At 71.2% G+C, this 22775-nt stretch carries 25 protein-coding genes and 1 riboswitch; of the genes, 10 read left to right on the forward strand and 15 right to left on the reverse strand.

Annotated features, from left to right (window positions below; all coding sequences use genetic code 11):
- Window positions 1–56: 56 nt before the first annotated feature.
- From ACV530_RS33165 to bioB, 8 genes are all read right to left on the reverse strand, one after another.
- A complete protein-coding gene (locus ACV530_RS33165; RefSeq protein ID WP_494336405.1) occupies window positions 57–881 on the reverse strand; it encodes an SGNH/GDSL hydrolase family protein in 825 nt (274 codons plus the stop codon).
- Window positions 882–912: 31 nt separating this feature from the next.
- Window positions 913–1926 (reverse strand): hemolysin family protein, encoded by a 1014-nt coding sequence (locus ACV530_RS33170; RefSeq protein ID WP_494336406.1) that lies wholly within the window; start codon window positions 1924–1926, stop codon window positions 913–915.
- Complete coding sequence (locus ACV530_RS33175; RefSeq protein WP_494336407.1) at window positions 1923–3248, reverse strand: hemolysin family protein; 1326 nt, start codon at window positions 3246–3248, stop codon at window positions 1923–1925. Before ACV530_RS33175 ends, ACV530_RS33170 begins: the two co-directional genes overlap by 4 nt.
- Before the next feature lie 174 nt (window positions 3249–3422).
- Complete coding sequence (locus ACV530_RS33180; RefSeq protein ID WP_494336408.1) at window positions 3423–3854, reverse strand: LLM class oxidoreductase; 432 nt, start codon at window positions 3852–3854, stop codon at window positions 3423–3425.
- A 199-nt stretch (window positions 3855–4053) separates the two neighbouring features.
- The gene (locus ACV530_RS33185) at window positions 4054–4743 is read right to left on the reverse strand and encodes a class I SAM-dependent methyltransferase (protein WP_494336409.1); all 690 of its coding nucleotides are present in this window, start codon (window positions 4741–4743) and stop codon (window positions 4054–4056) included.
- 112 nt (window positions 4744–4855) lie between these two features.
- Entirely contained in the window at window positions 4856–5572 is a 717-nt protein-coding gene (gene bioD / locus ACV530_RS33190) for a dethiobiotin synthase (RefSeq protein ID WP_494336410.1), read from the reverse strand.
- Between the two features lie 40 nt (window positions 5573–5612).
- A complete protein-coding gene (locus ACV530_RS33195) occupies window positions 5613–6917 on the reverse strand; it encodes an adenosylmethionine--8-amino-7-oxononanoate transaminase (RefSeq protein WP_494336411.1) in 1305 nt (434 codons plus the stop codon).
- Window positions 6910–8082, reverse strand: a complete 1173-nt coding sequence (bioB, locus tag ACV530_RS33200) for a biotin synthase BioB (RefSeq protein ID WP_494336412.1) — start codon at window positions 8080–8082, stop codon at window positions 6910–6912. Before bioB ends, ACV530_RS33195 begins: the two co-directional genes overlap by 8 nt.
- A gap of 180 nt (window positions 8083–8262) precedes the next feature.
- Here bioB and ACV530_RS33205 point away from each other — a divergent pair, with 180 nt between their 5' ends.
- Window positions 8263–9417 (forward strand): 8-amino-7-oxononanoate synthase, encoded by a 1155-nt coding sequence (locus ACV530_RS33205; RefSeq protein WP_494336413.1) that lies wholly within the window; start codon window positions 8263–8265, stop codon window positions 9415–9417.
- A gap of 4 nt (window positions 9418–9421) precedes the next feature.
- Here the strand turns inward: ACV530_RS33205 and ACV530_RS33210 are convergent, their stop codons facing one another.
- Window positions 9422–9628 carry a DUF397 domain-containing protein gene (locus ACV530_RS33210; RefSeq protein WP_494336414.1) on the reverse strand — a complete coding sequence of 69 codons (207 nt, stop codon included), beginning with the start codon at window positions 9626–9628 and terminating at the stop codon, window positions 9422–9424.
- A gap of 20 nt (window positions 9629–9648) precedes the next feature.
- Window positions 9649–10530, reverse strand: coding sequence for a helix-turn-helix domain-containing protein (locus ACV530_RS33215; protein ID WP_494336415.1), 882 nt, complete (start codon window positions 10528–10530; stop codon window positions 9649–9651).
- Window positions 10531–10752: 222 nt separating this feature from the next.
- Here ACV530_RS33215 and ACV530_RS33220 point away from each other — a divergent pair, with 222 nt between their 5' ends.
- A complete protein-coding gene (locus ACV530_RS33220) occupies window positions 10753–11181 on the forward strand; it encodes an ATP-binding protein (RefSeq protein ID WP_494336416.1) in 429 nt (142 codons plus the stop codon).
- A gap of 158 nt (window positions 11182–11339) precedes the next feature.
- Here the strand turns inward: ACV530_RS33220 and ACV530_RS33225 are convergent, their stop codons facing one another.
- From ACV530_RS33225 to ACV530_RS33235, 3 genes are all read right to left on the reverse strand, one after another.
- The gene (locus ACV530_RS33225) at window positions 11340–11813 is read right to left on the reverse strand and encodes a C40 family peptidase (RefSeq protein WP_494336417.1); all 474 of its coding nucleotides are present in this window, start codon (window positions 11811–11813) and stop codon (window positions 11340–11342) included.
- A gap of 4 nt (window positions 11814–11817) precedes the next feature.
- A riboswitch (cyclic di-AMP (ydaO/yuaA leader) is annotated at window positions 11818–12015 on the reverse strand.
- A 284-nt stretch (window positions 12016–12299) separates the two neighbouring features.
- A complete protein-coding gene (locus ACV530_RS33230) occupies window positions 12300–12608 on the reverse strand; it encodes a hypothetical protein (protein WP_494336418.1) in 309 nt (102 codons plus the stop codon).
- Between the two features lie 5 nt (window positions 12609–12613).
- The gene (locus ACV530_RS33235; RefSeq protein WP_494336419.1) at window positions 12614–13249 is read right to left on the reverse strand and encodes an ATP-dependent Clp protease proteolytic subunit; all 636 of its coding nucleotides are present in this window, start codon (window positions 13247–13249) and stop codon (window positions 12614–12616) included.
- 82 nt (window positions 13250–13331) lie between these two features.
- On the opposite strand from ACV530_RS33235, the gene ACV530_RS33240 reads away from it, so the two are divergent.
- The 8 genes from ACV530_RS33240 to ACV530_RS33275 all read left to right on the forward strand — a co-directional run bounded on the left by ACV530_RS33240 (window position 13332) and on the right by ACV530_RS33275 (window position 20124).
- Window positions 13332–13619, forward strand: coding sequence for a type II toxin-antitoxin system Phd/YefM family antitoxin (locus ACV530_RS33240; RefSeq protein WP_494336420.1), 288 nt, complete (start codon window positions 13332–13334; stop codon window positions 13617–13619).
- Window positions 13620–13781: 162 nt separating this feature from the next.
- Window positions 13782–14084, forward strand: a complete 303-nt coding sequence (locus ACV530_RS33245) for an urease subunit gamma (RefSeq protein ID WP_494336421.1) — start codon at window positions 13782–13784, stop codon at window positions 14082–14084.
- Window positions 14085–14097: 13 nt separating this feature from the next.
- Window positions 14098–14409, forward strand: a complete 312-nt coding sequence (locus ACV530_RS33250) for an urease subunit beta (RefSeq protein WP_494336422.1) — start codon at window positions 14098–14100, stop codon at window positions 14407–14409.
- Window positions 14402–16147: an urease subunit alpha gene (locus tag ACV530_RS33255; protein ID WP_494336423.1), complete on the forward strand. Its 1746-nt coding sequence runs from the start codon at window positions 14402–14404 to the stop codon at window positions 16145–16147. The genes ACV530_RS33250 and ACV530_RS33255 overlap by 8 nt, the downstream gene beginning before the upstream one ends.
- Window positions 16147–16824: an urease accessory protein UreF gene (locus ACV530_RS33260; RefSeq protein ID WP_494336424.1), complete on the forward strand. Its 678-nt coding sequence runs from the start codon at window positions 16147–16149 to the stop codon at window positions 16822–16824. The genes ACV530_RS33255 and ACV530_RS33260 overlap by 1 nt, the downstream gene beginning before the upstream one ends.
- A gap of 66 nt (window positions 16825–16890) precedes the next feature.
- On the forward strand, window positions 16891–17592 hold the full coding sequence (gene ureG / locus ACV530_RS33265; protein WP_494336425.1) for an urease accessory protein UreG: 702 nt from the start codon (window positions 16891–16893) through the stop codon (window positions 17590–17592).
- On the forward strand, window positions 17589–18374 hold the full coding sequence (locus ACV530_RS33270; protein ID WP_494336426.1) for an urease accessory protein UreD: 786 nt from the start codon (window positions 17589–17591) through the stop codon (window positions 18372–18374). The genes ureG and ACV530_RS33270 overlap by 4 nt, the downstream gene beginning before the upstream one ends.
- A gap of 160 nt (window positions 18375–18534) precedes the next feature.
- Complete coding sequence (locus tag ACV530_RS33275; protein WP_494336427.1) at window positions 18535–20124, forward strand: alpha/beta hydrolase; 1590 nt, start codon at window positions 18535–18537, stop codon at window positions 20122–20124.
- Window positions 20125–20356: 232 nt separating this feature from the next.
- Here ACV530_RS33275 and ACV530_RS33280 read toward each other — a convergent pair whose 3' ends face one another.
- Window positions 20357–20923 carry an SDR family oxidoreductase gene (locus ACV530_RS33280; RefSeq protein ID WP_494336431.1) on the reverse strand — a complete coding sequence of 189 codons (567 nt, stop codon included), beginning with the start codon at window positions 20921–20923 and terminating at the stop codon, window positions 20357–20359.
- Between the two features lie 329 nt (window positions 20924–21252).
- Entirely contained in the window at window positions 21253–22377 is a 1125-nt protein-coding gene (locus ACV530_RS33285; protein ID WP_494336428.1) for a hypothetical protein, read from the reverse strand.
- Window positions 22378–22775: the final 398 nt, after the last annotated feature.

The raw sequence follows: 22775 nt of genomic DNA on the forward strand, positions 1-22775 counted from the left end.
ATGGCACAGCACTGGTGGTTCGTGCAGGCCAGCGCCATGGCCCGGGTTGTGGGTTGCTATGAGGCGGGCACCCGCCGCCACCGCGCCACCGGGCCGCCGTCCTCGGGCGTGACCCAGAACGCCCGCCCCGACGCGGCGTCGACATGGGCGCCCGTCCTGCCGTCGCCCGACGAGCGGCCGGTGACCCGGCGCCCGATCCACGGGAGCAGGTGCTCGCGGGCGAAGCGCAGGTCGGAGCCGCGCCGGGCGGCCCAGCCCGGGCGCACGGCCGGCGGCAGCGGGGTGTGCCAGTCGGACTCCGGCGCGTGCCCGAGGGCCTGCCAGACCGCCTCCGCCACCCGCCGGTGCCCCTCGGCGTTCAGATGGAGACGGTCCTCGGCCCACAGCCGGGGATCGCTCAGCGCACGCGCGCCGAAGAGGTCGACGACCACGGCACCGTGCCGCTCGGCCAGTTCGTCCACGAAATCGAACAGCCGCTCCACCCGCGGCCGGAACCGCTCCAGCACCGGTCCCTGTCGGGCCGGGCTGCGCATCAGCACCAGTTGCCGGCAGCCCGGGGCCAGCCGCGCGGCCGCCTCGCCGAGGCGGCCGCACACCACGTCCATGTCGCACGACGGCCGCAGCACGTCGTTGAGCCCGCCGACCAGCGTCACCAGGTCGCCGCCCAGCGCCGCGGCGGGCGCCGACTGCTCGTCCACGATCTGCCCGATGAGCTTGCCGCGCACCGCGAGGTTCGCGTAGCGGAAGCCGGGCGTACGGGCCGCGAGGCGCGCGGCGAGCAGGTCGGCCCATCCGCGGTACGAACCGTCCGGCAGCTCGTCGGACATGCCCTCGGTGAAGGAGTCGCCGACCGCGACAAAACTGGTGTACGGAGCAATCACTTGCTCATTCAACCTTACGGACCGCCAGTCGTCACGGCCGGCGGTCCACCAGCTCGCGCAGCACGTCCTCCAGCGTGACCAGCCCGCTGAGCCGGTCGTCCTCGCCGATCACCGCGGCGAGGTGGGCACCGGTGCCGCTCATCGCCGTGATCACGTCGTCGAGCGGGGTGTCCGCCCGCACCCGGGCGATCGGGCGCATCCGCTCCCGGGGGAACGGCACGTCGCGGGGCTCGGCGTCCAGCGCGTCCTTCACGTGCAGATAGCCGAGGATGCGGTCGGCGGTGTCGGTGACCGGGAAGCGGGAGAAGCCGGACGCGGCGGCGAGCCGTTCCAGCCCCTCGGGCGTGACGCCCAGCCGCGCGGAGACGACCCGCTCCAGCGGCATCACCACGTCCACGACCGGACGCTTGCCCAGCTCCAGGGCGTCCTGCAGCCGCTCGGTGGCCCGGGCGTCCAGCAGACCGGCCTCGCTGGAGTCGGTGACCATCCGGGCGAGCTGGTCGTCCGAGAAGACGGCCGCCACCTCGTCCTTCGGCTCCACCCGCAGCAGCTTCAGCAGCGCGTTCGCCAGCTGGTTGATGGCGAAGACCACCGGGCGCAGCGCCCGTGCCAGCCCCACCAGCGGCGGACCCAGCAGCAGCGCCGTACGCACGGGCTCGGCGAGCGCCACGTTCTTCGGCACCATCTCGCCGAACAGCATGTGCAGGTACGTCGCCACCGCCAGGGCGATCACGAACGAGAACACATGGGTCAGGCCCGACGGGACACCCGCCGCGTCGAAGACCGGCTCGAGCAGCCCGGCGATGGTCGGCTCGGCCACCACACCCAGCACCAGCGTGCACAGCGTGATGCCGAGCTGCGCCGCCGCCATGAGCGCCGAGATGTGCCGCAGACCCCACAGCACGCTGCGGGCACGCCGGTCGCCGTCCTCGGCGAGCGGTTCGATCTGGCCGCGGCGGACCGAGATCAGGGCGAACTCCGCGCCCACGAAGAAGGCGTTGACGACCAGGGTCGCCAGGCCCACGAGCAACTGGACGATGGTCATCGGGCCGCCTCCCCGGAAGCCGGCGCCGTCAGCCGGACGCGCGCGGCGCGCCGCCCGGAGGCGTCGGTCACCTCGATCCGCCAGCCCGCCACCTCGAGCGTGTCGCCCTCGGCGGGGATGCGGCCGAGCTCGGTGGCGATCAGGCCCGCCAGCGTCTCGTACGGCCCCTCCGGCACCCGCAGCCCGATCGCCTCGAGCTGGTCGTCGGTCCGGGCGGCGCCGTCCGCGTCGTAGAGCATGCGCCCCTCGGCGTCCGCGCCGGCCGGGGCCAGGTCGGGGAGCTCGTCGGGATCGTGCTCGTCGCGCACCTCGCCGACGACCTCCTCGACGATGTCCTCGAAGGTCACCACGCCGGCCGTGCCGCCGTACTCGTCGATGACGACGGCCATGCTGCGCTTGGCGGTCAGCCGGTCCAGCAGCCGGTCCACGGTCAGCGACTCCGGCACGAGCAGCGGCTCGCGCAGGAAGGCCGTGACCGGGCGCAGCGGGCGCTGGTCGGCCGGTATGGCCAGGACGTCCTTGATGTGGGCGATGCCGATGACCGTGTCCAGATTGCCCCGGTAGACCGGGAAGCGGGACAGGCCGGTGTCCCGGGTGGCGTTCGCGACGTCCTCGGCGGTGGCCCGCGCGTCGAGGGCGGTGACCTGGACCCGGGGGGTCATGACGTTCTCCGCGGTCAGGTCGGCGAGGTTGAGCGTGCGCACGAACAGCTCGGCGGTGTCGGCCTCCAGCGCGCCCTCCCGGGCGGAGTGGCGGACCAGCGCGATCAGCTCCTGCGGACCGCGCGCGGTGGCCAGCTCCTCGGCCGGCTCCACGCCCATCCTGCGCAGCGAGCGGTTGGCGGTGTTGTTCAGGTGCCGGATCAGCGGGCGGAAGGCCGCGGTGAACGCGCGCTGCGGACCCGCGACCTTCTTCGCCACCGGCAGCGGCCGGGAGATCGCCCAGTTCTTGGGCACCAGCTCGCCGATGACCATCAGCACCACGGTGGAGAGCACGGTGCCCAGGATCAGCGCGACCGTGGAGGACACCGAGGCGGGCAGCCCGAGCGCCTCCACCGGGCCGGTGAGCAGCGCGGCCACGGACGGCTTGGAGACCATGCCGATGACCAGCCCGGTGAGGGTGATCCCGAGCTGGGCCCCGGAGAGCTGGAAGGTGAGTCCGCGGACGGCCTTGAGGGCGCTCTGCGCACCTCGGTCGCCGCTCTCGGCGGCCCGCTCCAGCTCGCTGCGCTCGACGGTGGTCAGGGAGAACTCGGCGGCCACGAAGACGGCACAGGCGACCGTCAGCAGCAGGGCGAGCACCAGCAGGAGCGCGTGAGTCATCGGGTCACCTCCGCCCCATGATCGGATACGGGCCGGAGGAACACGGTACTGGGAGGCTCGCCCATGGGCGGACGCTCACACCTTTCACTGATCGACGGGATCGACGGGGAGGACAACGATCCATCGTAAAGGATGGGCAAACCCCGCCGTCGGCCGTGACCGGTCGGCCAGTGATCAGCTGCCCCGCAGCTCCTCGATCACCGGGGCGAAGGCGTCGGCGCCGGGCTCCAGCACGGTGAAGTAGGTGAAGCCGAACCGCTCCCGGTGCGCGCGCAGCTGCTCGGCCATCTCCTTGGCCGAGCCCATCAGCAGCGCCGGGTGCTCGAGCAGCTCGTCCTCGCCGAGGCCCTGCGCGCGCGGGACCAGCTCGCGGGCCTTGGCGCGCCGGTCGGACGTGGCGAACACGACCTGCACGATGTAGTTGAGCTCCGCGGGCGACTCGCGGTCCGCCGCGAAGCCCCGGTAGCGCGCGACGCGCTCCTCGAGCGCGGAGGGGCTGATGAGCTTCAGCGTGCCCTCGGCATCTTCCACCGCTCCGGTGAAGGCCGCGATGTCCGCGTGCTGTGCGGTGAGCCACAGCACCCGGTCGCCGTTGCCGCCGAGCATCAGCGGCGGGAACGGCGACTGCGCGACGCCCGGCTTGTGCTCGGGGTCGCCGAGCAGTCGCTTCAGCTCGGTGACGGTGTGCGACCCGCTCGCGCGGCGAGTCGAACGACAGCCCCGGGCTGTTGTGTTCGGCCTTTACTGGGCCTCCTCCGATGCCCACCTGTTGAGGTCACCTAGCGGGCGAAAGAGGTCAGACCGGTTATCGGAAGGTATCTCCGATAACCGTCGGCCGCACCGCTGTTCCCAGTACGCACGTGGAAGCCGGCAGCGGGATCCGGGTGTCGGGCATCCGCAGCCTGCGGTACGTGACGGGCGCGAAGCCCGCCGCCTCGAGTGCCCCCAGCACGTCCCGCGAGGTGTGGCAGCCGCCGCACAACAGGGGCCACACCGTGCCGTCCAGAGCACGCTGCACGGTCGCCAGCGCCCGTTCCTCCGCGATCCCGTGCTCGAAGAACCGTAGTTCGCCCCCGGGCCGCAGCACCCGCCGCAGCTCCGAGAGCGACCGCCGCACGTCCCGTACGGAACACAGCACCAGGGACGCGACCGCCGCGTCGAACGCCTCGCTCTTGACGGGCAGCGCCTCCGCCGCGCCCGGCACCACGTCCACCGGAACCCCGGCGCGTACCGCGGCCTCCGCGGCCAGCCTGCGCAACTCCCGCTCCGGTTCGATCGCGACCACCTCCGAGACGGCACCCGGATAGTGGGCGAAGTTCAGGCCGTTCCCCGCACCGATCTCGATCACCCGGCCCGACAGCCCGGTCAGCAGCTCGCGCCGGTACGCCGCCATCCCGGACCGCTCGTCCATGACCGGACTCACCTTCGCCCAGACCCGTGCGAAGACCGGATGGTGCACGGCGTCGTGCGGCGTTCTCGCGTTGCGGAGCGGCATGGCACACCTCTTCCCGGAGGTACGACGGCTACCGCGATTGTTCCCCCGGCCGCGCCGGCCGGCACCGCCGCCGCGCCGCAACCTTCCGTGCGGCGGTGCCAGTTGTACGCCCTCAGCCCTGCCCGTCCGCCGCGAACCGGGCGGCGTCCCAGACGCCGCCGAGCTCCGGGGCGAGCCAGCCGGGCGCCCCCGCGCGGAAAGCGCCCGGTGCCAGGGCGCCCGCGCCCTCGGGGATCGCGCCCACCAGCGGGGCCTCCGCTTCCCGGGGGAAGTCGCCGAGGTTGCAGCGCATCGCGAGATCCGGTGCGGCGGGCCAGCTGCCGATGACCACACCCGCGCAGCGCAGCCCCCGCGCCCGCAGCGCCTCCGCCGTGAGCGCGGTGACGTTGAGCGTGCCGAGGCCCGCCTGGGCGACGACCAGGACGGGCGCGTCCAGCAGCCGGGCCGCGTCCGCGAGGGTGCCGCCCGCGTCGTCGAGGCGCACCAGCAGTCCGCCCGCGCCCTCGACCAGGACCAGGTCGTGGTCCTTCGCCAGCCGCGCCGCCTCCCGCTCGATCTCCCGCGGCCGCACAGGTGCCCGGCCCGCCCGACGGGCGGCCGTGCCCGGCGCCAACGGCTCGGGGAAACGGGCGAGTTCGACGCCCGTCACGGGACCGGCCAGCCGCTCGACCTCCGCGATGTCCCCCGGCTCGCCGGCCGAGACGCCTGTCTGCGCGGGCTTGAGCACGGCCACCGAGCGCCCCTGGGACAGCGCCACCGCGGCGACCGCGGCGGTGGTCATCGTCTTGCCGATCTCCGTGCCCGTGCCCGAGACGATCAGTACTGACACGACAGTTCCCCTTTCTTCGTACGGGCTTTGTACGGGAGCCTCAGGCTTCCCGGGCGACGGCGTGCACGGCCGCGCAGATGCGTTCCAGGTCCGCGTCCCCGGTGACGTACGGCGGCATGGTGTAGACGAGGTTGCGGAACGGCCGCAGCCAGACGCCCTCGCGCACCGCGGCCCGCCGTGCCGCCGCCATGTCGACGTCGTGGTCGAGCTGGACGACACCGATGGCGCCGAGCACCCGTACGTCCTGTACGCCCGGCAGGCCGAGAGCGCCCGACAGGCCCTCCCGCAGGCCCGCCTCGATGCGTTTGACCTCGCCCTGCCAGTCCTGTCCGGTCAGCAGGCCGAGGGACGCGCACGCCACCGCCGCCGCCAGCGGGTTGCCCATGAACGTGGGGCCGTGCGCGAGCACCGGTACCTCGCCCTGCGAGATGCCGTCGGCGACGCGGGGCGTGCACAGGGTCGCGGCCATCGTCAGATAGCCGCCCGTCAACGCCTTGCCCAGGCACATCACATCCGGGGTGACGCCCGCGTGGTCCGCGGCGAAGAGCGCGCCCGTACGGCCGAAGCCGGTGGCGATCTCGTCGAACACCAGCAACACGTCGAACTCGTCGCACAGTTGGCGCAGCACCTGCAGATAGCCGGGGGAGTGGAAGCGCATGCCCCCCGCGTTCTGCACCACCGGCTCCACGATCATCGCGGCGACCTCGTGGGAGTGGCGCTCCATCAGCTCGCGGAGGTGGGCCTCGTACGCCGGGTCCACACCGGCGTCGAAGCCGATGGGGGGAGCGTCCGCGAACACCTGCCGCGGCAGGGCTCCCGACCACAGCGTGTGCATGCCGCCGTCGGGGTCGCAGACCGACATCGGCTGCCAGGTGTCCCCGTGGTAGCCGCCGCGCCAGGTCATCAGCCGCTGCTTCTCCGGCCGCCCGGCCGAACGCCAGTACTGCAGGCACATCTTCACGGCCACCTCGACCGACACCGAACCGGAGTCGCAGAGGAAGACGTGCTCGAGCCCCTCGGGCGTGATCCCGACCAGCTCGGCGGCCAGCCGGACGGCGGGCTCGTGGGTGAGCCCGCCGAACATCACATGGCTCATGCGCTCCAGCTGGGCGTGGGCGGCCTCGTTCAGCACGGGGTGGTTGTAGCCGTGCAGGGCCGACCACCACGACGCCATCCCGTCCACCAACTCGCGGGATTCCCCGGACGGTTCGGTGATCCGCAGCCGTACGCCGGACGCGGACTCGACGATCAGCGGGTCCTGGCGGCCGGGCATCGGCCCGTAGGGGTGCCACACGTGCTGCCGGTCGAGGGCCAGCAGCTCGGCGGGGGAGAGGGGCTCAGGCATTGGGCGGCAGGTCCGTTCCCGCGCCGCGGCGGCGCACGGCGACCAGGTCGGTCCGCGCCTCGTCGGAGGCCGTGGCCTCCGCAGCGCCGTCCCCGGCGTCCCCCGAGTCCCCGCACGGGCCGCAGCTCCCGCCGCCGCAGCCCGCGCCGGCGGCGACGTCGGCCCGGTGGGCGGGCAGCGTCGTGGTGCCCATGCCCTCCACCTCGAAGCCCGAGTCCGTGATCATCGCCAGGTCGGCCTTGCCCTCCTGGCCCTCGCTGGTCAAGTAGTCGCCCAGGAAGATCGAGTTGGCCAGGTGCAGCGCCAGCGGCTGCAGCGAGCGCAGGTGGATCTCCCGCCCGCCGGCCAGCCGCACCTCCGCGTCCGGGTGGACGAACCGCACCATCGCCAGGATGCGCAGCGCCCGCTGCGGGGTGAGGTTCCACTCCTTCGCCAGCGGCGTGCCCTCGAACGGGATGAGGAAGTTGACCGGCACCGAGTCGACGTCCAGCTCGCGCAGCGCGAACACCACGTCGACCAGGTCCTCGTCGGTCTCGCCCATGCCGGAGATCAGCCCGGAACAGGCGGACATGCCCGCCGCCTGCGTCTTGCGCACGGTGTCCACGCGGTCGGCGTAGGTGTGCGTGGTGGTGATGTCGGCGTACGTCGCCTCGGAGGTGTTGAGGTTGTTGCTGTACGCGTAGACGCCCGCCTCGCGCAGCCGGTCCGCCTGGCCCTCGGAGAGCAGCCCGAGGCACGCGCACACCTCGACGTCCTCGTTCTGCTCCTTGATCGCCTCGATGGTCTTCGAGACGCGGTCGATGTCCCGGTCCGTCGGCCCGCGGCCGCTGGCCACCAGGCAGACGCGCTTCGCGCCCCCGGCGACCCCCGCGGCGGCCGCCTTCGAGGCCTCCTCCGGCTTCAGCCAGGTGTACTTCAGGATGCCGGTCTCGGAGCCGAGCCGCTGCGAGCAGTACGAGCAGTCCTCGGGGCACAGGCCGGACTTGAGGTTGACCAGGTAGTTGAGCTTCACCCGTCGCCCGAACCACTTGCGGCGCACCTTGCCGGCCGCGGCCACCACGTCGAGCAGGTCGTCATCGGAGGTCGCCAGCACGGCGAGCGCCTCTTCGCGGGTCGGCAGCTCGCGCCGCAACCCCTTGTCCACGAGCGTGTTGAGCAGGTCCATGGCGGTGATCCTTGCCTACGCTCCCATGCCCGGCCAAGGTGGAGACCCAACAACAGGGGGTGTCTGGGGTGTGTGGATCACCACACCCTGACCAGCCTGGATGGCGGCTAGGTTGGGGCCCCGTCCCCCGTGTGCCCCCATACGGTTTTATGCGAACCCCACAGAAGCCGAGGACAATCCATGGCCGGTGCCGATGTGTTCGACTGGATCGACGAGCAGCACGAGCGGCGCCGCGCCGCCGGGCTCGTCCGCACCCTGCGCCCCCGTCCGGCGGACGACGGCCGCACCGATCTGGCGGGCAACGACTACCTGGGCCTGACCCGTCACCCCGAGGTCACCGAGGCCGCCGCCGAGGCGGCCCGGCGCTGGGGCGCGGGGGCCACCGGCTCCCGCCTGGTCACCGGCAGCACGGAACTGCACGCCAGGCTGGAGCGGGAACTCGCCGCGTTCTGCGGCTTCGAGTCCGCCCTCGTCTTCTCCTCCGGGTACGCCGCCAACCTCGCCGCCGTGACGGCGCTCTCGGCCGCGCCCGACGGCGACACCCTGCTGGTCTCGGACGAGGGCAACCACGCCTCGCTGATCGACGGCTGCCGGCTCGCCCGGGCCCCGAGGGCCGTCGTCCCGCACGCCGACCCCGAGGCCGTGGCCAAGACGCTCGCCGCGCACGACGGACGCGCCCTCGTCATCACCGACTCCGTCTTCTCCGTCGACGGCGACGCCGCCCCGCTGCCCGCCCTCGCCCGGGCGTGCCGGGACGGCGGCGCCGCGCTGCTGGTGGACGACGCCCACGGGCTCGGCGTGCTCGGCGAGGGCGGGCGCGGCGCACTGCACGCGGCCCACCTGGCCGGGTCCCCGGACACGGTGGCCACGGTGACGCTCTCGAAGGCGCTCGGCAGCCAGGGCGGTGCGGTGCTCGGTCCCGAGCGGGTCATCAGGCATCTCGTCAGCGCCGCCCGCACCTTCATCTTCGACACGGGCCTCGCACCGGCCGCGGCCGGCGCGGCCCTGGCCGCCCTGGAACTGGTGCGCCGCGAACCGTGGCGCGCCTCCCGGGTCCGGTCCGTCGCCCGCGAGCTCCACCGCCGGCTGACCGAGGCGGGGCTGACGGCCGTACGCCCCGACGCGGCCGTCGTCTCCGTACGGGCCCCCTCGCCCGAGGCGGCGGTGCGGTGGGCCGCCGACTGCCGGGAGGCGGGGCTCGCGGTGGGCTGCTTCCGGCCGCCGTCCGTGCCGGACGGCGTCTCGCGGCTGCGGCTGACCGCCCGCGCGGACCTGTCGGACCGCCAAGTGGCCGCCGCCGCCGAGGTGATCGTGCGGACGGCGCCGGGCCTCTGACCGCTCAGACCCCGCGCGGGAACTCGTCGAACCCGCCGTCGCACACGCCCCTGACGAAGGGGGTCCAGGCGGCGGGGGAGAGTAACAGGGCCGGACCGCGGGCGTACTTGGAGTCGCGCACCGCGAGCAGTTCCGGCGCGACCCTCGCGGCTTCGACGCAGTTGTTCATTCCGGTGCTGTAGCTGCTTCGGCGCCACGTTGGTGCGGACATTGCGCCTCCCTGCGTGATTCTTACGCGCTGCCATGGATCCCGGCGATGTAATCCAGCGAGTTCTCATGCGAGAGGGCGTGCGCCCGGAGCATGCCGAAAGCCGAGCTGTACGCCCGGAGGTCCTCTTTCCGCTCTAAGTAGAGGCTACTCGTCAAGTGGTCGAGAACAACCACGTCCAGATCGGCGATGCGAGGAAAGGAAAAAATAACGAAAGGGCCGGTGATGCCAATGTGGTTGCTCTGTGAAAAGGGAAGGACATGGAGCCGCACATGCGGCAGTGAACCCGTTTCCACCAGATGCCGCAGCTGTCCCGACATCACCTCCGGGCCGCCCACTTCATGACGCAGGACGGCCTCGTCCAGCACGGCGCACAGCTCCAGCGGACGGTCGCCGTGCAGCACGGACTGCCGCGCCATCCGCACCCGCACCAGCTCCTCGACCTGCTGCGCGGGCGGGTCGCCCAGGGCCGCGCGGGTCACGGCGCGGGCGTACTCCGGCGTCTGCAACAGGCCCGGCACCACGGTCGTTTCCAGCGTGCGCGAACGGGACGCCTCCGACTCCAGGCTGATGAAGTCGAGATAGGCGGACGGCAGCAGATCGCGGTACGCGTACCACCAGCCGCGGCGCGGCGCGCGCCTGGCGCCTCCGCCGCTTGTACGGTCCGCACCGCACAACGCCTCCAGCAGGGCGCGCAGTTCGGGGTCCGACACCTGGTAGACATCGAGCAGCCGGGCCACGTCGGACGGTTTGGCACCGCTGCTGCCCGTCTCGATCCGGCTCACCTTCGACTGGTGCCAGCCGACCGCCTCCGCGGCCTGCCGGCTGGTCAGCCCGGTCAGCTCGCGCTGGCGGCGCAGTTCCGCGCCGAGCTTGCGACGGCGCACCGCGGGTCCGTAGCGCATCTGCCGCCCCTCCTTTCCCGGGGCCTGTCTGCGGTGCCCCAAATCCACACGTCAGAGTCAATAGACCATGTTGGCTGCCAAATCCGGTCTCTCGTAGCAGAGTTCACCGCTTCGAGGGACAGATATATGCATATCTCGGTGGATCGCTCCCATCACGGGCGTTGTCGGTGGCAGTCTGTCGCGCAGAGCCGTACCGGTCTCGGGCGGGAAAGGGACAGCGCCATGGCAGATCACCAGGAAGCTTCCGTCACTCTGCCGAGCGCCCCCGCCTCGGTCTCCACGGCCCGCCGCTATGTCGCGGGGGTCCTCGCGGAATGGGGCATGCCGGACGGTACCGAGGACGCCGACAGGGTGCGGCTGATCGTCTCCGAGCTGGCCACCAACGCCGTGCAGCACACACGGGGCCAGTCGCCGACCTTCACCGTGGACGTCCGTCTCGAGCGGGACGAGCGGCTGCGCATCGGTGTCACGGACAGCCATCCGCGCCATCCGCGGCGGCTGCCCGCCGCCGTCCAGCAGGACAACGGGCGCGGCATGGTCATCATCCGCTGCCTCACCGCCGAGCGCGGTGGCAGGGTCTCGGTGACCCCGACCGCCGACGGGGGCAAGACCGTGTGGATCTGCCTGCCGTGGACCGTGCCCGTGCGCTGACGCCGGGGACGGGAGGGCGGGTGGCGTACGGCTGGGAGCTCCTGGCCGTACGCCACCCGCCCGGCGCGCTCGTGACGCGCTCGCAGGAGGAGGGCCGGTCGTGCCGGCCGGTCGCCGGGCGGCGGTCGGTGTGGTGCCGCCGTGCGGCGGAGCGGACTTCAGTCCGCCACGCGGCCGTACCAGACGTTGCGGTTCCAGATCCGCTCGAGACGGACGGCCGCGCCGGTCTTGGGCGCGTGCCAGATCAGGCCGTTCCCGGCATATATCCCGACGTGGTAGACCGCGCCCCCGTGGTGGAAGAACACCAGGTCCCCGCGCTCACGGACCGAACGGGGAATGTGCAGGGTGCGGTTGTACTGCTCCTCGGCGGTGCGGGGCAGCTTCTTGCCGGCCCGCTTGAAGGAGTACTGGGTCAGCCCGGAGCAGTCGAAGCGGTACGGGCCCGTGGCGCCCCACTGATAGGGCGAGCCGACCTTGGAGGCGGCGATCTGGAGTGCCCGGACCGGGACCGACACGGCCTCGGCCCTGGAGGTGTTGCCCGGCGCCAGCACCGTGGCGCCGACGGCGGCGAGGGTCAGGGCCGAAGCGGCCTTGGCCTTGGACAGCTTTGGCGGTCGTTTGTGCTTGCCCATGCGCGAACCCTTCGTCAGTCGCCTGTGAAGGGTGACCTGTCGGGTTCGGGCAGGCGAAGAATGCCCGGCCGCCTGAGCGGCTTCACCCCAAGGAGCGCTGTCATGACCCCCAGCGCCCCGTCGTGCTCGGGTCCTCCACCCCTGCCGGTGCACTCCTTCGACCCACCGGCCGGGCGGCGGCAGGGTTCGGCGTCCGCCCGGACCGCCCCGCCGTGTGGCGGGGTCTTGTCGTCCCGAGGATCTTGGCGCAGCCGCGGCGCCGATTCCGAGCGGATCCAGCGATATGTGAGCCTCATCACCTGTGGGCAATTCAGGTGGACGCGAGGGCATTTGGGACTCGGTGAACGGGGCTGCTGAGTCCGCCACCTGCGCGGGCTACGGATCACCCGAGCGCGGTATGCGCGCTCCGATCGGGATGATCGCTGCGTGGTGTCTACGTACGCCTCCGACGTCTGGAGGAAACCTGTCGAAAAGCGTTTTCGTTTCTCAACCGGCCGACGGCGGTGGCGACATCACCCGCCCGGCCCGCCGTTCGCCGTCCAGGATCCGCATCGCCTGTGCCAACGTGCCCGCGTACACCTCCCGTTCACCTCGCTCGTACATGACCGTCAGTGCCTCGCGCAGTGCCGTGGCGGCGGACACCAGGGCCTGCGCCGCTCGTAGCCCGCTGTACGTGTCACGTGCGCGGGCGGGGTTGATCCGGCCGAGGAGATCCAGTACTTCCAGATAGCGGTCCACCAGTTCGCCCTCCGCCCGGGTCAGCGCGGGCAGCGGCGGCAGCGGGGGCGGCAGCACGGCGCTCACCTGGCCCCGGGCAGCGCGAGGTCGTGCTTCCGGCTGCCGATCACCCGGTCGGCCAGCCCGTAGGCCACCGCCGCGGCGGCGTCGAAGACCGTATCGCGGTCGGTGTCGGTGTCGACGCGCTTTGTGCTCTGCCCGGTGTGCCGGGCCAGGATCCCGGTCTGGAGCTCCCGGACCCGCTCCAACTCCCGTGCGTGCAGCTCCAGATCGGACGGCGTGCCCTGGACCGGCTCGGCGAGAGCGGGCTGGTGGATGAGCACCCGAGCGTGCGGCAGCACCGCCCGCTTGCCCGGGGTGCCCGCGGCCAGCAGCACGGCGGCGGCCGACGCGGCCTGGCCCAGGCAGATCGTCTCGATGTCGCAGGTGACGAAGCACATGGTGTCGTAGACGGCGCACATGGCGGAGAAGGAGCCGCCGGGGGAGTTGATGTACAGCGAGATGTCCTGTTCGGGCGCCGCGTGCTCCAGATGCATCAGTTGCGCCATCACGTCGTTCGCGGTGGTGTCGTCGATCGGGGTGCCGATCATGACGATCCGCTCCGACAGCAGCTTCGAGTACGGGTCCGTTGTGCGGGTTCCGGTGGCCGTGCGCTCGGTGAACTCCGGCAGGACGTGGCGGGCGCTGAACGGATGCATGACGGCTCCTCGCTCCTCGGCGTCTGTGCGCCTGTGTTTCTGTAAAAAATGTACAGGACGTACATCCAGTTAGAATGGGAGCATGGCCTACGAGATTCCTGTGACGCAAGCCCGAGCCGAGCTGGCGGACCTGATCAACCGCGTCGTCTATGGCGGGGAGAGGGTGGTCGTCACGCGCCACGGGAAGCCGCTTGTCGCCCTGGTGTCCGCTGCCGACCTGCAGCGACTCGAGGAGGGCGGAGCGGAGGCGGAGGAGCAGGTGATCAGCACGGTGTCCGGTGTGCGCCCCCTGCCGTCCGCTCCCGGCGAACGCCGGCGGTTCGGCATCGCCGCCGAGCACCGCGACCCCGGGGGCACCATGCGTCACTGACGCCCGGCCTGCGCCATGGTGCGGCAAAGCAACAGTTAACGTGCCGGAAAAGCTTGAGCACTAACGTGCAATCACCTCTTCCCGACGGGGATTCCCAAAGGTCAACATCCTGTTGAGCCCGGGTGATGTCCCGCCGCTCGAGAACGACAGTGAGGTGGGCGCATGCAACTGACCCCGCATGAACAGGAACGGCTGCTCATCCACGTGGCCGCCGACGTCGCCGAGAGGCGCCGCGGCCGCGGACTGCTCCTCAACCACCCCGAGGCGGTGGCCCTGATCACCGCGCACATCCTCGAGGGCGCCCGCGACGGCCGCACCGTCGCCGAGCTCATGTCCTCCGGGCGCAAGGTGCTCACCCGCGACGAGGTGATGTCCGGCATCCCGGAGATGATCCGCGATGTCCAGATCGAGGCCACCTTCCCGGACGGGACCAAGCTCGTCACCGTCCACGAGCCCATTTCCTGACGGGGGGACACCGGTGATTCCCGGAGAGATCCTTTACGCCGACGGTCCCGTGCGCCTCAACGAGGGCCTGCACCGCACCCGGCTGACCGTGCTCAACACCGCCGACCGCCCGGTACAGGTCGGCTCGCACTACCACTTCGCCGAGGCCAACCCCGGCCTGGAATTCGACCGTCCGGCCGCCCACGGCAAGCGCCTGGACATCGCGGCCGGCACGGCCGTGCGCTTCGAGCCGGGCATCCCGGCCGAGGTGACCCTCGTCCCCCTCGCGGGCAAGCGGATCGTCGGGGGACTGCGCGGCGCATGCGGGGGCCCTCTCGATGTCTGACCCCTTGATGTCCGACCCCTCGATACTCGGCCGCGCCGCCTACGCCGACCTCTACGGCCCCACCACCGGGGACCGCATCCGCCTCGCCGACACCGACCTGGTCGTCGAGATCGAGGAGGACCGCAGCGGCGGCCCCGGCCACGCCGGCGACGAGGCCGTCTTCGGCGGCGGCAAGGTCATCCGCGAGTCCATGGGCCAGTCCCGCGTCACCCGCGCCGACGGCGCGCCTGACACCGTCATCACCGGTGCGGTCGTTCTCGACCACTGGGGCATCGTCAAGGCCGACATCGGCATCCGCGACGGCCGGATCACCGGCATCGGCAAGGCGGGCAACCCCGACACCATGGACGGGGTCCACCCCGACCTCGTGATCGGCCCCGAGACCGAGATCATCTCCGGGAACGGCCGCATCCTCACCGCCGGGGCCATTGACGCGCACGTCCACTTCATCTGCCCCCAGGCCGCCGAGACCGCGCTCGCCTCCGGCGTCACCACCCTCGTCGGCGGCGGCACCGGTCCGGCCGAGGGCAGCAAGGCCACCACCATCACCCCCGGCTCCTGGCACCTTGCCCGGATGTTCGAGGCGATGGAGGCCTACCCCCTCAACATCGGCCTGCTGGGCAAGGGCAACACCGTCTCGTACGACGCGATGCGCTCCCAACTGCGCGGCGGAGCCGTCGGATTCAAGATTCACGAGGACTGGGGGGCCACCCCCGCCGCCATCGACGCCTGTCTGCACGTGTGCGAGGAGAGCGGGTCCCAGCTCGCCATCCACACCGACACGCTCAACGAGGCGGGCTTCGTCGGCGACACCCTCGCCGCCATCGCCGGGCGCTCGATCCACGCCTACCACACCGAGGGCGCGGGGGGCGGGCACGCACCCGACATCATCACCGTCGTCTCCGAGGCCAACGTCCTGCCCAGCTCCACCAATCCGACCCGCCCGCACACCGTCAACACCGTCGAGGAGCACCTCGACATGCTGATGGTCTGTCACCACCTCAACCCCACGGTCCCCGAGGACCTCGCCTTCGCCGAATCCCGCATCCGGCCCGGGACCATCGCCGCCGAGGACGTCCTGCACGACCTCGGCGCCATCTCGATCATCTCCTCGGACTCCCAGGCCATGGGCCGCATCGGCGAGACCGTACTGCGCACCTGGCAGACCGCCCATGTGATGAAGCGGCGCCGCGGCCCCCTGCCCGGCGACGGCCCCGCCGACAACCAGCGGGCCCGCCGCTATGTCGCCAAGTACACCGTCAACCCGGCCGTGGCCCAGGGCCTCGACCACGAGATCGGCTCCGTGGAGGAGGGCAAGCTCGCCGACCTGGTGCTGTGGGAACCGGCGTTCTTCGGCGTCAAACCGCTGCTCGTCATCAAGGGCGGGCAGATCGCCTGGGCACAGATGGGCGACGCCAACGCCTCCATCCCCACCCCGCAACCGGTGCTGCCGCGCCCCATGTTCGGCGCACTCGGCCGGGCGCCCGCCGCCAACTCCCTCAACTTCACCACCTCATGGGCCCTGGACGACGGCCTTCCCGAACGCCTCGGCCTCGGCAAGCGCTTCGTCCCCATCCGCAGCACCCGTGGTGTCACCAAGGCCGACATGCGCAACAACGACGCCCGCCCGCACGTGGAGGTGGACCCCGACACCTTCACCGTCACCATCGACGGCGACCCCGTCGAGCCGCAGCCGGCAGTGGAACTGCCCATGGCACAGCGGTACTTCCTCTTCTGATGGCCACCCGGGCAGCTCTCCTCGTCCTCGCCGACGGCCGTTTCCCCGCCGGCGGGCACGCGCACTCCGGCGGCGCGGAGGCGGCCGTCAAGGCCGGACGGATCCGGGACGCCGCCGGCCTCGAGGACTTCTGCCGGGGCCGGCTGCACACCGCCGGGCTCACCTCCGCCGGGCTCGCCGCGGCGGCCGCCGCCGGGATCGACCCGCTCGAACTCGACGACGCCGCCGACGCCCGTACCCCCTCGCCCGCCCTGCGCGCCGCCGCGCGCCGGCTCGGCCGGCAGATGATGCGCGCCGCACGGGCGGCCTGGCCGTCCCCCGCGCTCGACGCCCTCGCCGGCGCCCGGCCACGCGGCGCGCACCAGCCCGTCGTGCTCGGCCTCGCCGCCCGCGCGGCCGGACTCGGGCCGCTCGACGCGGCGTACGCCGCCGCGTACGAGTCGGTCGGCGGCCCGGCCACGGCGGTCGTACGGCTGCTGAGCCTCGACCCGTTCGAGGCGACCGCCGTGCTCGCCCGGCTGGCCCCGGAGCTGGACCGGGTCGCCGAGCGCGCCGCGGAGGCCGTGCTGCGCGCGGCGTACGAGGGGACCGACGCCCTGCCCGCCGCATCGGCACCCCTGCTCGACATCACGGCCGAACAGCACGCGGGTTGGGCTGTGCGGCTGTTCGCGTCGTAGGGGGAGTTGTGCCCCTGACCCACCCTTTCACCGTCAATCGCCGGACGGGCTTGATATGGAGGCGCCATGCATCTCGACCACTCCAACGACACCTTCCCTCACCGCCACACCTACAGCGCGGCGGAACCCCTCCGCCCCGACGGCGCCCGCAGGGCATTGCGCATCGGCCTCGGCGGGCCCGTCGGCTCCGGCAAGACCGCGACCGTAGCCGCGCTGTGCCGCGCGCTGCGCGACGAGCTGTCCATCGCCGTCGTCACCAACGACATCTACACGCGTGAGGACGCCGAATTCCTGCTGCGCAACGCCGTGTTGCCGCCCGAGCGCATCGCCGCCGTCGAGACCGGCGCCTGCCCGCACACCGCGATCCGCGACGACATCTCCGCCAACCTCGAGGCCGTCGAGGACCTCGAGGACACGGTCGGCCCGCTCGATCTCGTCCTCGTCGAATCCGGCGGCGACAACCTCACCGCCACCTTCTCCAAGGGCCTCGTCGACGCGCAGATCTTCGTCATCGACGTCGCGGGCGGCGATGACATCCCCCGCAAGGGAGGCCCCGGCATCACCACCGCCGACCTCCTCGTCGTCAACAAGACCGACCTCGCACCCCACGTCGGCGTCGACCTGGAGGGCATGGCCCGCGACGCCAAGGCCCAACGCGGCGATCTCCCCGTCGCGTTCACCTCCCTCGCCACCGAGGGCGGCGTCGCCCCCGTACGCGACTGGGTGCGCGAGCGGCTCGCCGCCTGGACCGCTCCCGAGGCGCCGTGACCGCCACCGCCGTGACCGCCACCGCCGTGACCGCCACCGCCGTACGGGCCGCCGCCCGCATCGTCGCCGCGCCCGACGGGCGGGGCGGCACGGCCCTGCCCGTCCTCGACGGCGACGGCCCGTTCGCCCTGCGCCGGCTGCGCCCGGACGGCCGCGAGGCCCGTGTCTGCCTCGTCGGCGCCATGAGCGCACCGCTCGGCGGCGACCTCCTCGGCCTCACCGTGCACCTCGAGGACGGCGCCTCGCTGCGCTTCACGACCACGGCCGCCACCATCGCGCTGCCCGGCCGCACCGGCGCACCGGCCGCGTACGACACCCGGATCACGGTCGGCGACGGCGCCGCCCTGCGCTGGTTCCCCGAGCCCCTCATCTCCGCCCGGGGCAGCGACCTGCGGATGACCACCCGCGTCGACCTCGCCCCGACCGCCCGGCTGGTGCTGCGCGAGGAACAGGTCCTCGGCAGGGCGGGCGAGCCGACCGGCAGGCTCACCACCCGGCTGACCATCCGCCGCGGCGGGCGCACGCTCTACGACCAGGAACTCCGCTACGGGCCCGGCGCACCCGGCTGGGACGGCGGCGCCGTGCTGGGCGGCCACCGGGCCGTGGGCCAACTCCTCGTCGTCGATCCGGCCTTCGCCACCGCCCCGCCCCCGGCCCGCCCGCCCGGCCCCACCGTGGCCGTCACCCCGCTCGCCGGTCCCGCGGTGGTGACGACGGCGGTGGCGCCGGACGCGCTGAGCCTCCGGAAACTGCTGGATTCCGGGGCATTTGGGCTGCGGTGAGCACCGCCGTACATGCCGGCCGGCATGTTGTCATCCTTACAGATTGATAAAGAATCGCCCGGACGGCCTGTCCTTCGTGGCAGGGGAGACGGAAGGATCCTCCCAGCAGCTTCGTGATCATCGCCGCCCTGTGCGGCGGTCCCAGCAGGGGGATTCCTACGTGAGACCTAAAGCGATATTCGGCGCAGCCGGCACCGTGGTGACCGGTGCGCTCGTCGCCGGATTCCTGGCCGCTCCGTCGGCCGGCGCGACCGAGTCGGTGCCGGGCGGCGCCGCCGAGGCGAAGGGCGTGGCCGTGGCCGCCGCGAAGGCGGCGAAGACGGGCGTCAAGTGGCAGGACTGCCCTGCGGCTTGGGGCCTGGAGAAGCCCATCCAGTGCGGCTTCGTCACGGTTCCCGTCGACTACGCCAAGCCCAACGGGCCGACGATCAAGATCGCGGTCGACCGGGTGCGTTCCACCGGTACCGCCAAGGAGCACCAGGGCTCCCTCGTCTACAACCCGGGCGGCCCCGGCGGTTCGGGCCTGCGCTTCCCGCGCAAGGTCACGACCAAGAACCCCCTCTACACGAAGATCTCGAAGGCGTACGACTTCGTCGGGTTCGACCCGCGCGGCGTGGGCCGGTCGAACCCGATCTCCTGCGTCGACCCCAAGGCGTTCATCAAGGCCCCCAAGGCCGACCCGGTGCCCAGCAGCGAGGCCGACAAGCGCGCCCAGCGCAAGCTGGCCGCGCAGTACGCGGACGGCTGCGCCAAGCGCAGCGGCAAGCTCCTGCCGTACCTCACGACGCCGAACACCGCCCGTGACATCGACGTCGTGCGTGCCGCCCTCGGCGAGAAGAAGCTCAACTACCTGGGCGTCTCCTACGGCACCTACCTGGGCGCCGTCTACGGCACCCTCTTCCCGACCCACGTCCGCCGCCTGATCGTGGACAGCGTCGTCAACCCGGCGCAGAGCAACATCTGGTACCAGGCCAACCTGGAGCAGGACGTCGCCTTCGAGTCCCGCTTCAAGGACTGGGAGACCTGGGTCGCCAAGCACGACGCCGTCTTCCACATCGGCAACACCCAGGCCAAGGTGCACGAGCAGTGGCTGAAGCTGCGCGCCGCCGCCAAGAAGAAGCCCATCGGCGGCCTCGTCGGCCCGGCCGAGCTGATCAACTTCTTCCAGAGCGCCGCCTACTACGACACCGTGTGGATCTCGGTCGCCGACACCTGGCAGAAGTACCGCGCCGGTGACACCCAGGCCCTGGTCGACGCGGCGACCACCAAGCCCGAGGACGCGGTCAGCGCGGAGAACGGCAACGCCGTCTACACCGCCGTCGAGTGCGCCGACGCCAAGTGGCCGACCAGCTGGGCCAAGTGGGACCGGGACAACACCCGTCTCAACAAGAAGTACCCCTTCATGACCTGGTCCAACGCGTGGATGAACCTGCCGTGCGCGACCTGGAAGACGAAGCAGCAGAACCCGCTGGACGTCAAGTCCTACAAGGGCCTGCCGCAGACCCTCATCATCCAGTCCACCCGTGACGCCGCCACGCCGTTCGCCGGCGCGGTCGAGCTGCACAAGCGCTTCCAGGGCTCCCGCCTGATCGTCGAGCAGGGCGCCGGTTCGCACGGTGTCACCGGCCTGGTGAACCCCTGCATCAACGAGCGCGTGGACTCCTACCTGCTCACCGGCAAGGTCGACTCCCACGACGTGACGTGCAAGCCGCATGCCATCCCGGAGCCGAAGGCCGCCGCCAAGCAGTAAGTTCCGCGCAACGGCACTCAGAGAACCAATGCAGCACTCGCGCCCCGGGCCCGACAAGGCCCGGGGCGCGGTGTTTTGGGGACAGGGCCGGGTGAGTGGGAGCAGTTCGGTGCGGCAACTTGCCTTGATCTTTTCCCAGTTGTTTCCCATTTCGGGGCGTGCCGGATGCGGCATGATCGAACGATGTTGGTCGAAATAACGAAGATCACGGCGGGCCGTGTCCGTCCGACACTCATGGACGCATGGTCTGGCCTTGCGCAGTGCCTTCCACGGCCTTCACATACGCTCGGGCCACCTCGGCGACGGGCGTGCCGTCAGCCCCGTCCGCGCCCATGCCTTCCAGAGTCTCCTTGATCCAGCCAGGGCTGATGAGATTGATGCGCAGCTTTCGTGGCAGCTCGCTGGCCGCGTTGCGGACGAAGCCTTCCAGACCAGTATTGATGAGCGCCCCCAGCGAACCCCCGGGCAGTGGAGCGGAGAAGGTTCCTCCGGTCAGCGTGATGGAGCCGCCGTCGCGCAGATGGCGCACGGCTCGCTGGGTCAACGCGACCTGGCCCAGCAGCTTGCCCTGCGTTCCCGCGGCGATCTCATCATCCGTCGCTGATTCCAGATCCATCAGCGGGCCGCTGGCGGCGCAGCACACCACGGCATCGAAATCCGGCGCCGTACCAAAAAGTGCGTCCAAGGACGACGGATCTTCCAGATCCACCTTCGTCAGCTCATGCCACTGATCATGCCAGGCGGCAGCAACGCACGAGTCCCCACCGCACGACGGGACTTGATCAACTAACAGAGCTATGCCGGGGCACGGCTGCTGATGTCTTCGGTGACGTCATTTCTCGTGGACATCTGCAGGCCCGTTGATCACCAACTGCTGTCGCAGCCCATCAGGATGCGCGGCCACCCCGTCACCGTCCGGATCCGCGCCAGCGCTGATGGAACCCCGATGTTCAAGTTCGCCACCCGCGACATGCCGGTGAAGTACGCGTCCAGCGTGCCCAGGTGGGCGGAGCGAGGGCCGATGTGGGGGCAGGGGCGAGCAAGCGGGCAGCCTCCTCGTTGGTGCTCGAAGGCCCGGAACGTCGGTGACGTACCGGGCCTTGGGTTGGGTGCTTCGGGGGATGGGCGTCAGAACTGGGCGGGCTGGACTTCCTGCTCGAGGCCCTTGAGCGCGGTGTCGAGCTGGGTGTTGAGGGTGGTCAAGGTGCTGTTGAGGGTGCGGCGGTCATCGGCGTTGGCGGTGCCGAGCTTCGTGTAGGTGTCGGAGATCTTCTTCTCCACGTCCTTGGCCTGCTGGACCTTGCCGTTCTGGTCGTCGGTGAGGACGACGTTGCGGGAGATCGAGGGCAGGTCACCGGGCGCCTTGACCCCGGTGGTGACCGGGTAGACGCCGATACCCTCGGGAATGGGGTAGATGAAGAAGCCGGTGTACTTGCCGCCGACCATGCGGGCCTGCTCCCAGCCCCACTTGCCCTTGGAGATATCGCGTGAGTAGGTGGCGCCGCTGGAGTAGGTGTAGGAGTCGGTGTCGGAGGTGCTGGTGCTGTAGGTGAACGACCCGCCGGCCGACCCGCCGGGACCCCCGCCGTTGGGAGACATGCTGCCCTTCACGTCACCGCCGATGCTCCAGCCACTGGTCGTTGTCCGGCTGTGGGTCCTGGAAGTGGACGAGGTCAGGGACATGGAGGCAGGACCCTGGACCATGTCGCTCTGCATGACGATCGGGGCCTTTTCCGTCAGCCTCCCCACGAAGGCACAGTGCCCGAATTGCTTGCAGACCTGGTCGATCGTCATGTTGAACGGTCCCTGGTTGTACCACCAGTTGCCCTGGTGGTAGTTCTTCTGCAAGTGGAAGTTTTTGACTTCGTCTGTTTTCCAGTCCGGGTGCTGCTTCTTGATCTCCGGGAGTACGGCGTCCTTCACGAACTGTGTCGGGTCCTCCCCGGCCTTGTCCGGAGCGAACGCTTTCATCGCGGTGGGGAAGTCCACCGTGTCGTCGGTCATATTGCCGTCGGGCACCGCGCCGTCGAACGATGCGGTCTGCGGGAGCTTCTTGTAGGGCAGCTTCAGTGTCTGCCCGTTGGGCAGCTGGACCGTCTCGTTGTCGTCGTCGGCCCCGCCCTTCACCTGCCCCTGCGGAGCGTGAACGGCAGAAGGAGCAGCCATGGCGGAGGCTGGAAGGAGCAGGGCTCCGGCCAGCCCGCAGGCCGTTGCGGCGGCGGCCACCGCCGAACGGCGCGTTGTCATCTTCATCGGGATTGACTCCCTTGCGTTCGCCGTTCCGTCCAGGCGCGGGCGGCATAGGGGTGAGCGGCGCGCGAACCGTGAGGATCCGTGGCAATGCCCGGTAGACAGCGCAAGCGCGGAATGTCAGGGTCCGCATCGGGACATCACGAAACTAACCACGGGCGAAATCGGGTGAATATGACGAAACACACAGAGGGGTGAGCGAAGGGTGCAATGGTTCGATTCGCGTACTCAAGTCATCGTCAAATGACGGGACTTAGAGGATGTCTCACGTGGCGCTGTGGTGACGTGCGGCATCATGGTCGCTTGTGAGTGTTGATCTTTCGCGGCGGCTGGTTCCTGACGGGTTGTGGGAACTGGCCGCTCCGTTGCTGCCATCGTTCAGGTCCCGTCCGCAGGGCGGT

The sequence above is a fragment of the Streptomyces sp. SX-6 genome (assembly GCF_059089585.1).

Excerpts from the sequence above, each read along its gene's own strand:
- ACV530_RS33175 (WP_494336407.1), bottom strand. The coding sequence starts at position 3,248 with ATGACTCACGCGCTCCTGCTGGTGCTCGCCCTGCTGCTGACGGTCGCC.
- ureG (WP_494336425.1), top strand. The coding sequence starts at position 16,891 with ATGCATCTCGACCACTCCAACGACACCTTCCCTCACCGCCACACCTAC.
- ACV530_RS33235 (WP_494336419.1), bottom strand. The coding sequence starts at position 13,249 with ATGCATCCGTTCAGCGCCCGCCACGTCCTGCCGGAGTTCACCGAGCGC.
- bioB (WP_494336412.1), bottom strand. The coding sequence starts at position 8,082 with ATGGACCTGCTCAACACGCTCGTGGACAAGGGGTTGCGGCGCGAGCTG.
- ACV530_RS33195 (WP_494336411.1), bottom strand. The coding sequence starts at position 6,917 with ATGCCTGAGCCCCTCTCCCCCGCCGAGCTGCTGGCCCTCGACCGGCAG.
- ACV530_RS33170 (WP_494336406.1), bottom strand. The coding sequence starts at position 1,926 with ATGACCATCGTCCAGTTGCTCGTGGGCCTGGCGACCCTGGTCGTCAAC.
- ACV530_RS33240 (WP_494336420.1), top strand. The coding sequence starts at position 13,332 with ATGGCCTACGAGATTCCTGTGACGCAAGCCCGAGCCGAGCTGGCGGAC.
- ACV530_RS33260 (WP_494336424.1), top strand. The coding sequence starts at position 16,147 with ATGGCCACCCGGGCAGCTCTCCTCGTCCTCGCCGACGGCCGTTTCCCC.
- ACV530_RS33185 (WP_494336409.1), bottom strand. The coding sequence starts at position 4,743 with ATGCCGCTCCGCAACGCGAGAACGCCGCACGACGCCGTGCACCATCCG.
- ACV530_RS33215 (WP_494336415.1), bottom strand. The coding sequence starts at position 10,530 with ATGCGCTACGGACCCGCGGTGCGCCGTCGCAAGCTCGGCGCGGAACTG.
- ACV530_RS33205 (WP_494336413.1), top strand. The coding sequence starts at position 8,263 with ATGGCCGGTGCCGATGTGTTCGACTGGATCGACGAGCAGCACGAGCGG.
- ACV530_RS33180 (WP_494336408.1), bottom strand. The coding sequence starts at position 3,854 with ATGCTCGGCGGCAACGGCGACCGGGTGCTGTGGCTCACCGCACAGCAC.
- ACV530_RS33255 (WP_494336423.1), top strand. The coding sequence starts at position 14,402 with ATGTCTGACCCCTTGATGTCCGACCCCTCGATACTCGGCCGCGCCGCC.
- ACV530_RS33225 (WP_494336417.1), bottom strand. The coding sequence starts at position 11,813 with ATGGGCAAGCACAAACGACCGCCAAAGCTGTCCAAGGCCAAGGCCGCT.
- ACV530_RS33210 (WP_494336414.1), bottom strand. The coding sequence starts at position 9,628 with ATGTCCGCACCAACGTGGCGCCGAAGCAGCTACAGCACCGGAATGAAC.
- ACV530_RS33245 (WP_494336421.1), top strand. The coding sequence starts at position 13,782 with ATGCAACTGACCCCGCATGAACAGGAACGGCTGCTCATCCACGTGGCC.
- ACV530_RS33220 (WP_494336416.1), top strand. The coding sequence starts at position 10,753 with ATGGCAGATCACCAGGAAGCTTCCGTCACTCTGCCGAGCGCCCCCGCC.
- ACV530_RS33285 (WP_494336428.1), bottom strand. The coding sequence starts at position 22,377 with ATGAAGATGACAACGCGCCGTTCGGCGGTGGCCGCCGCCGCAACGGCC.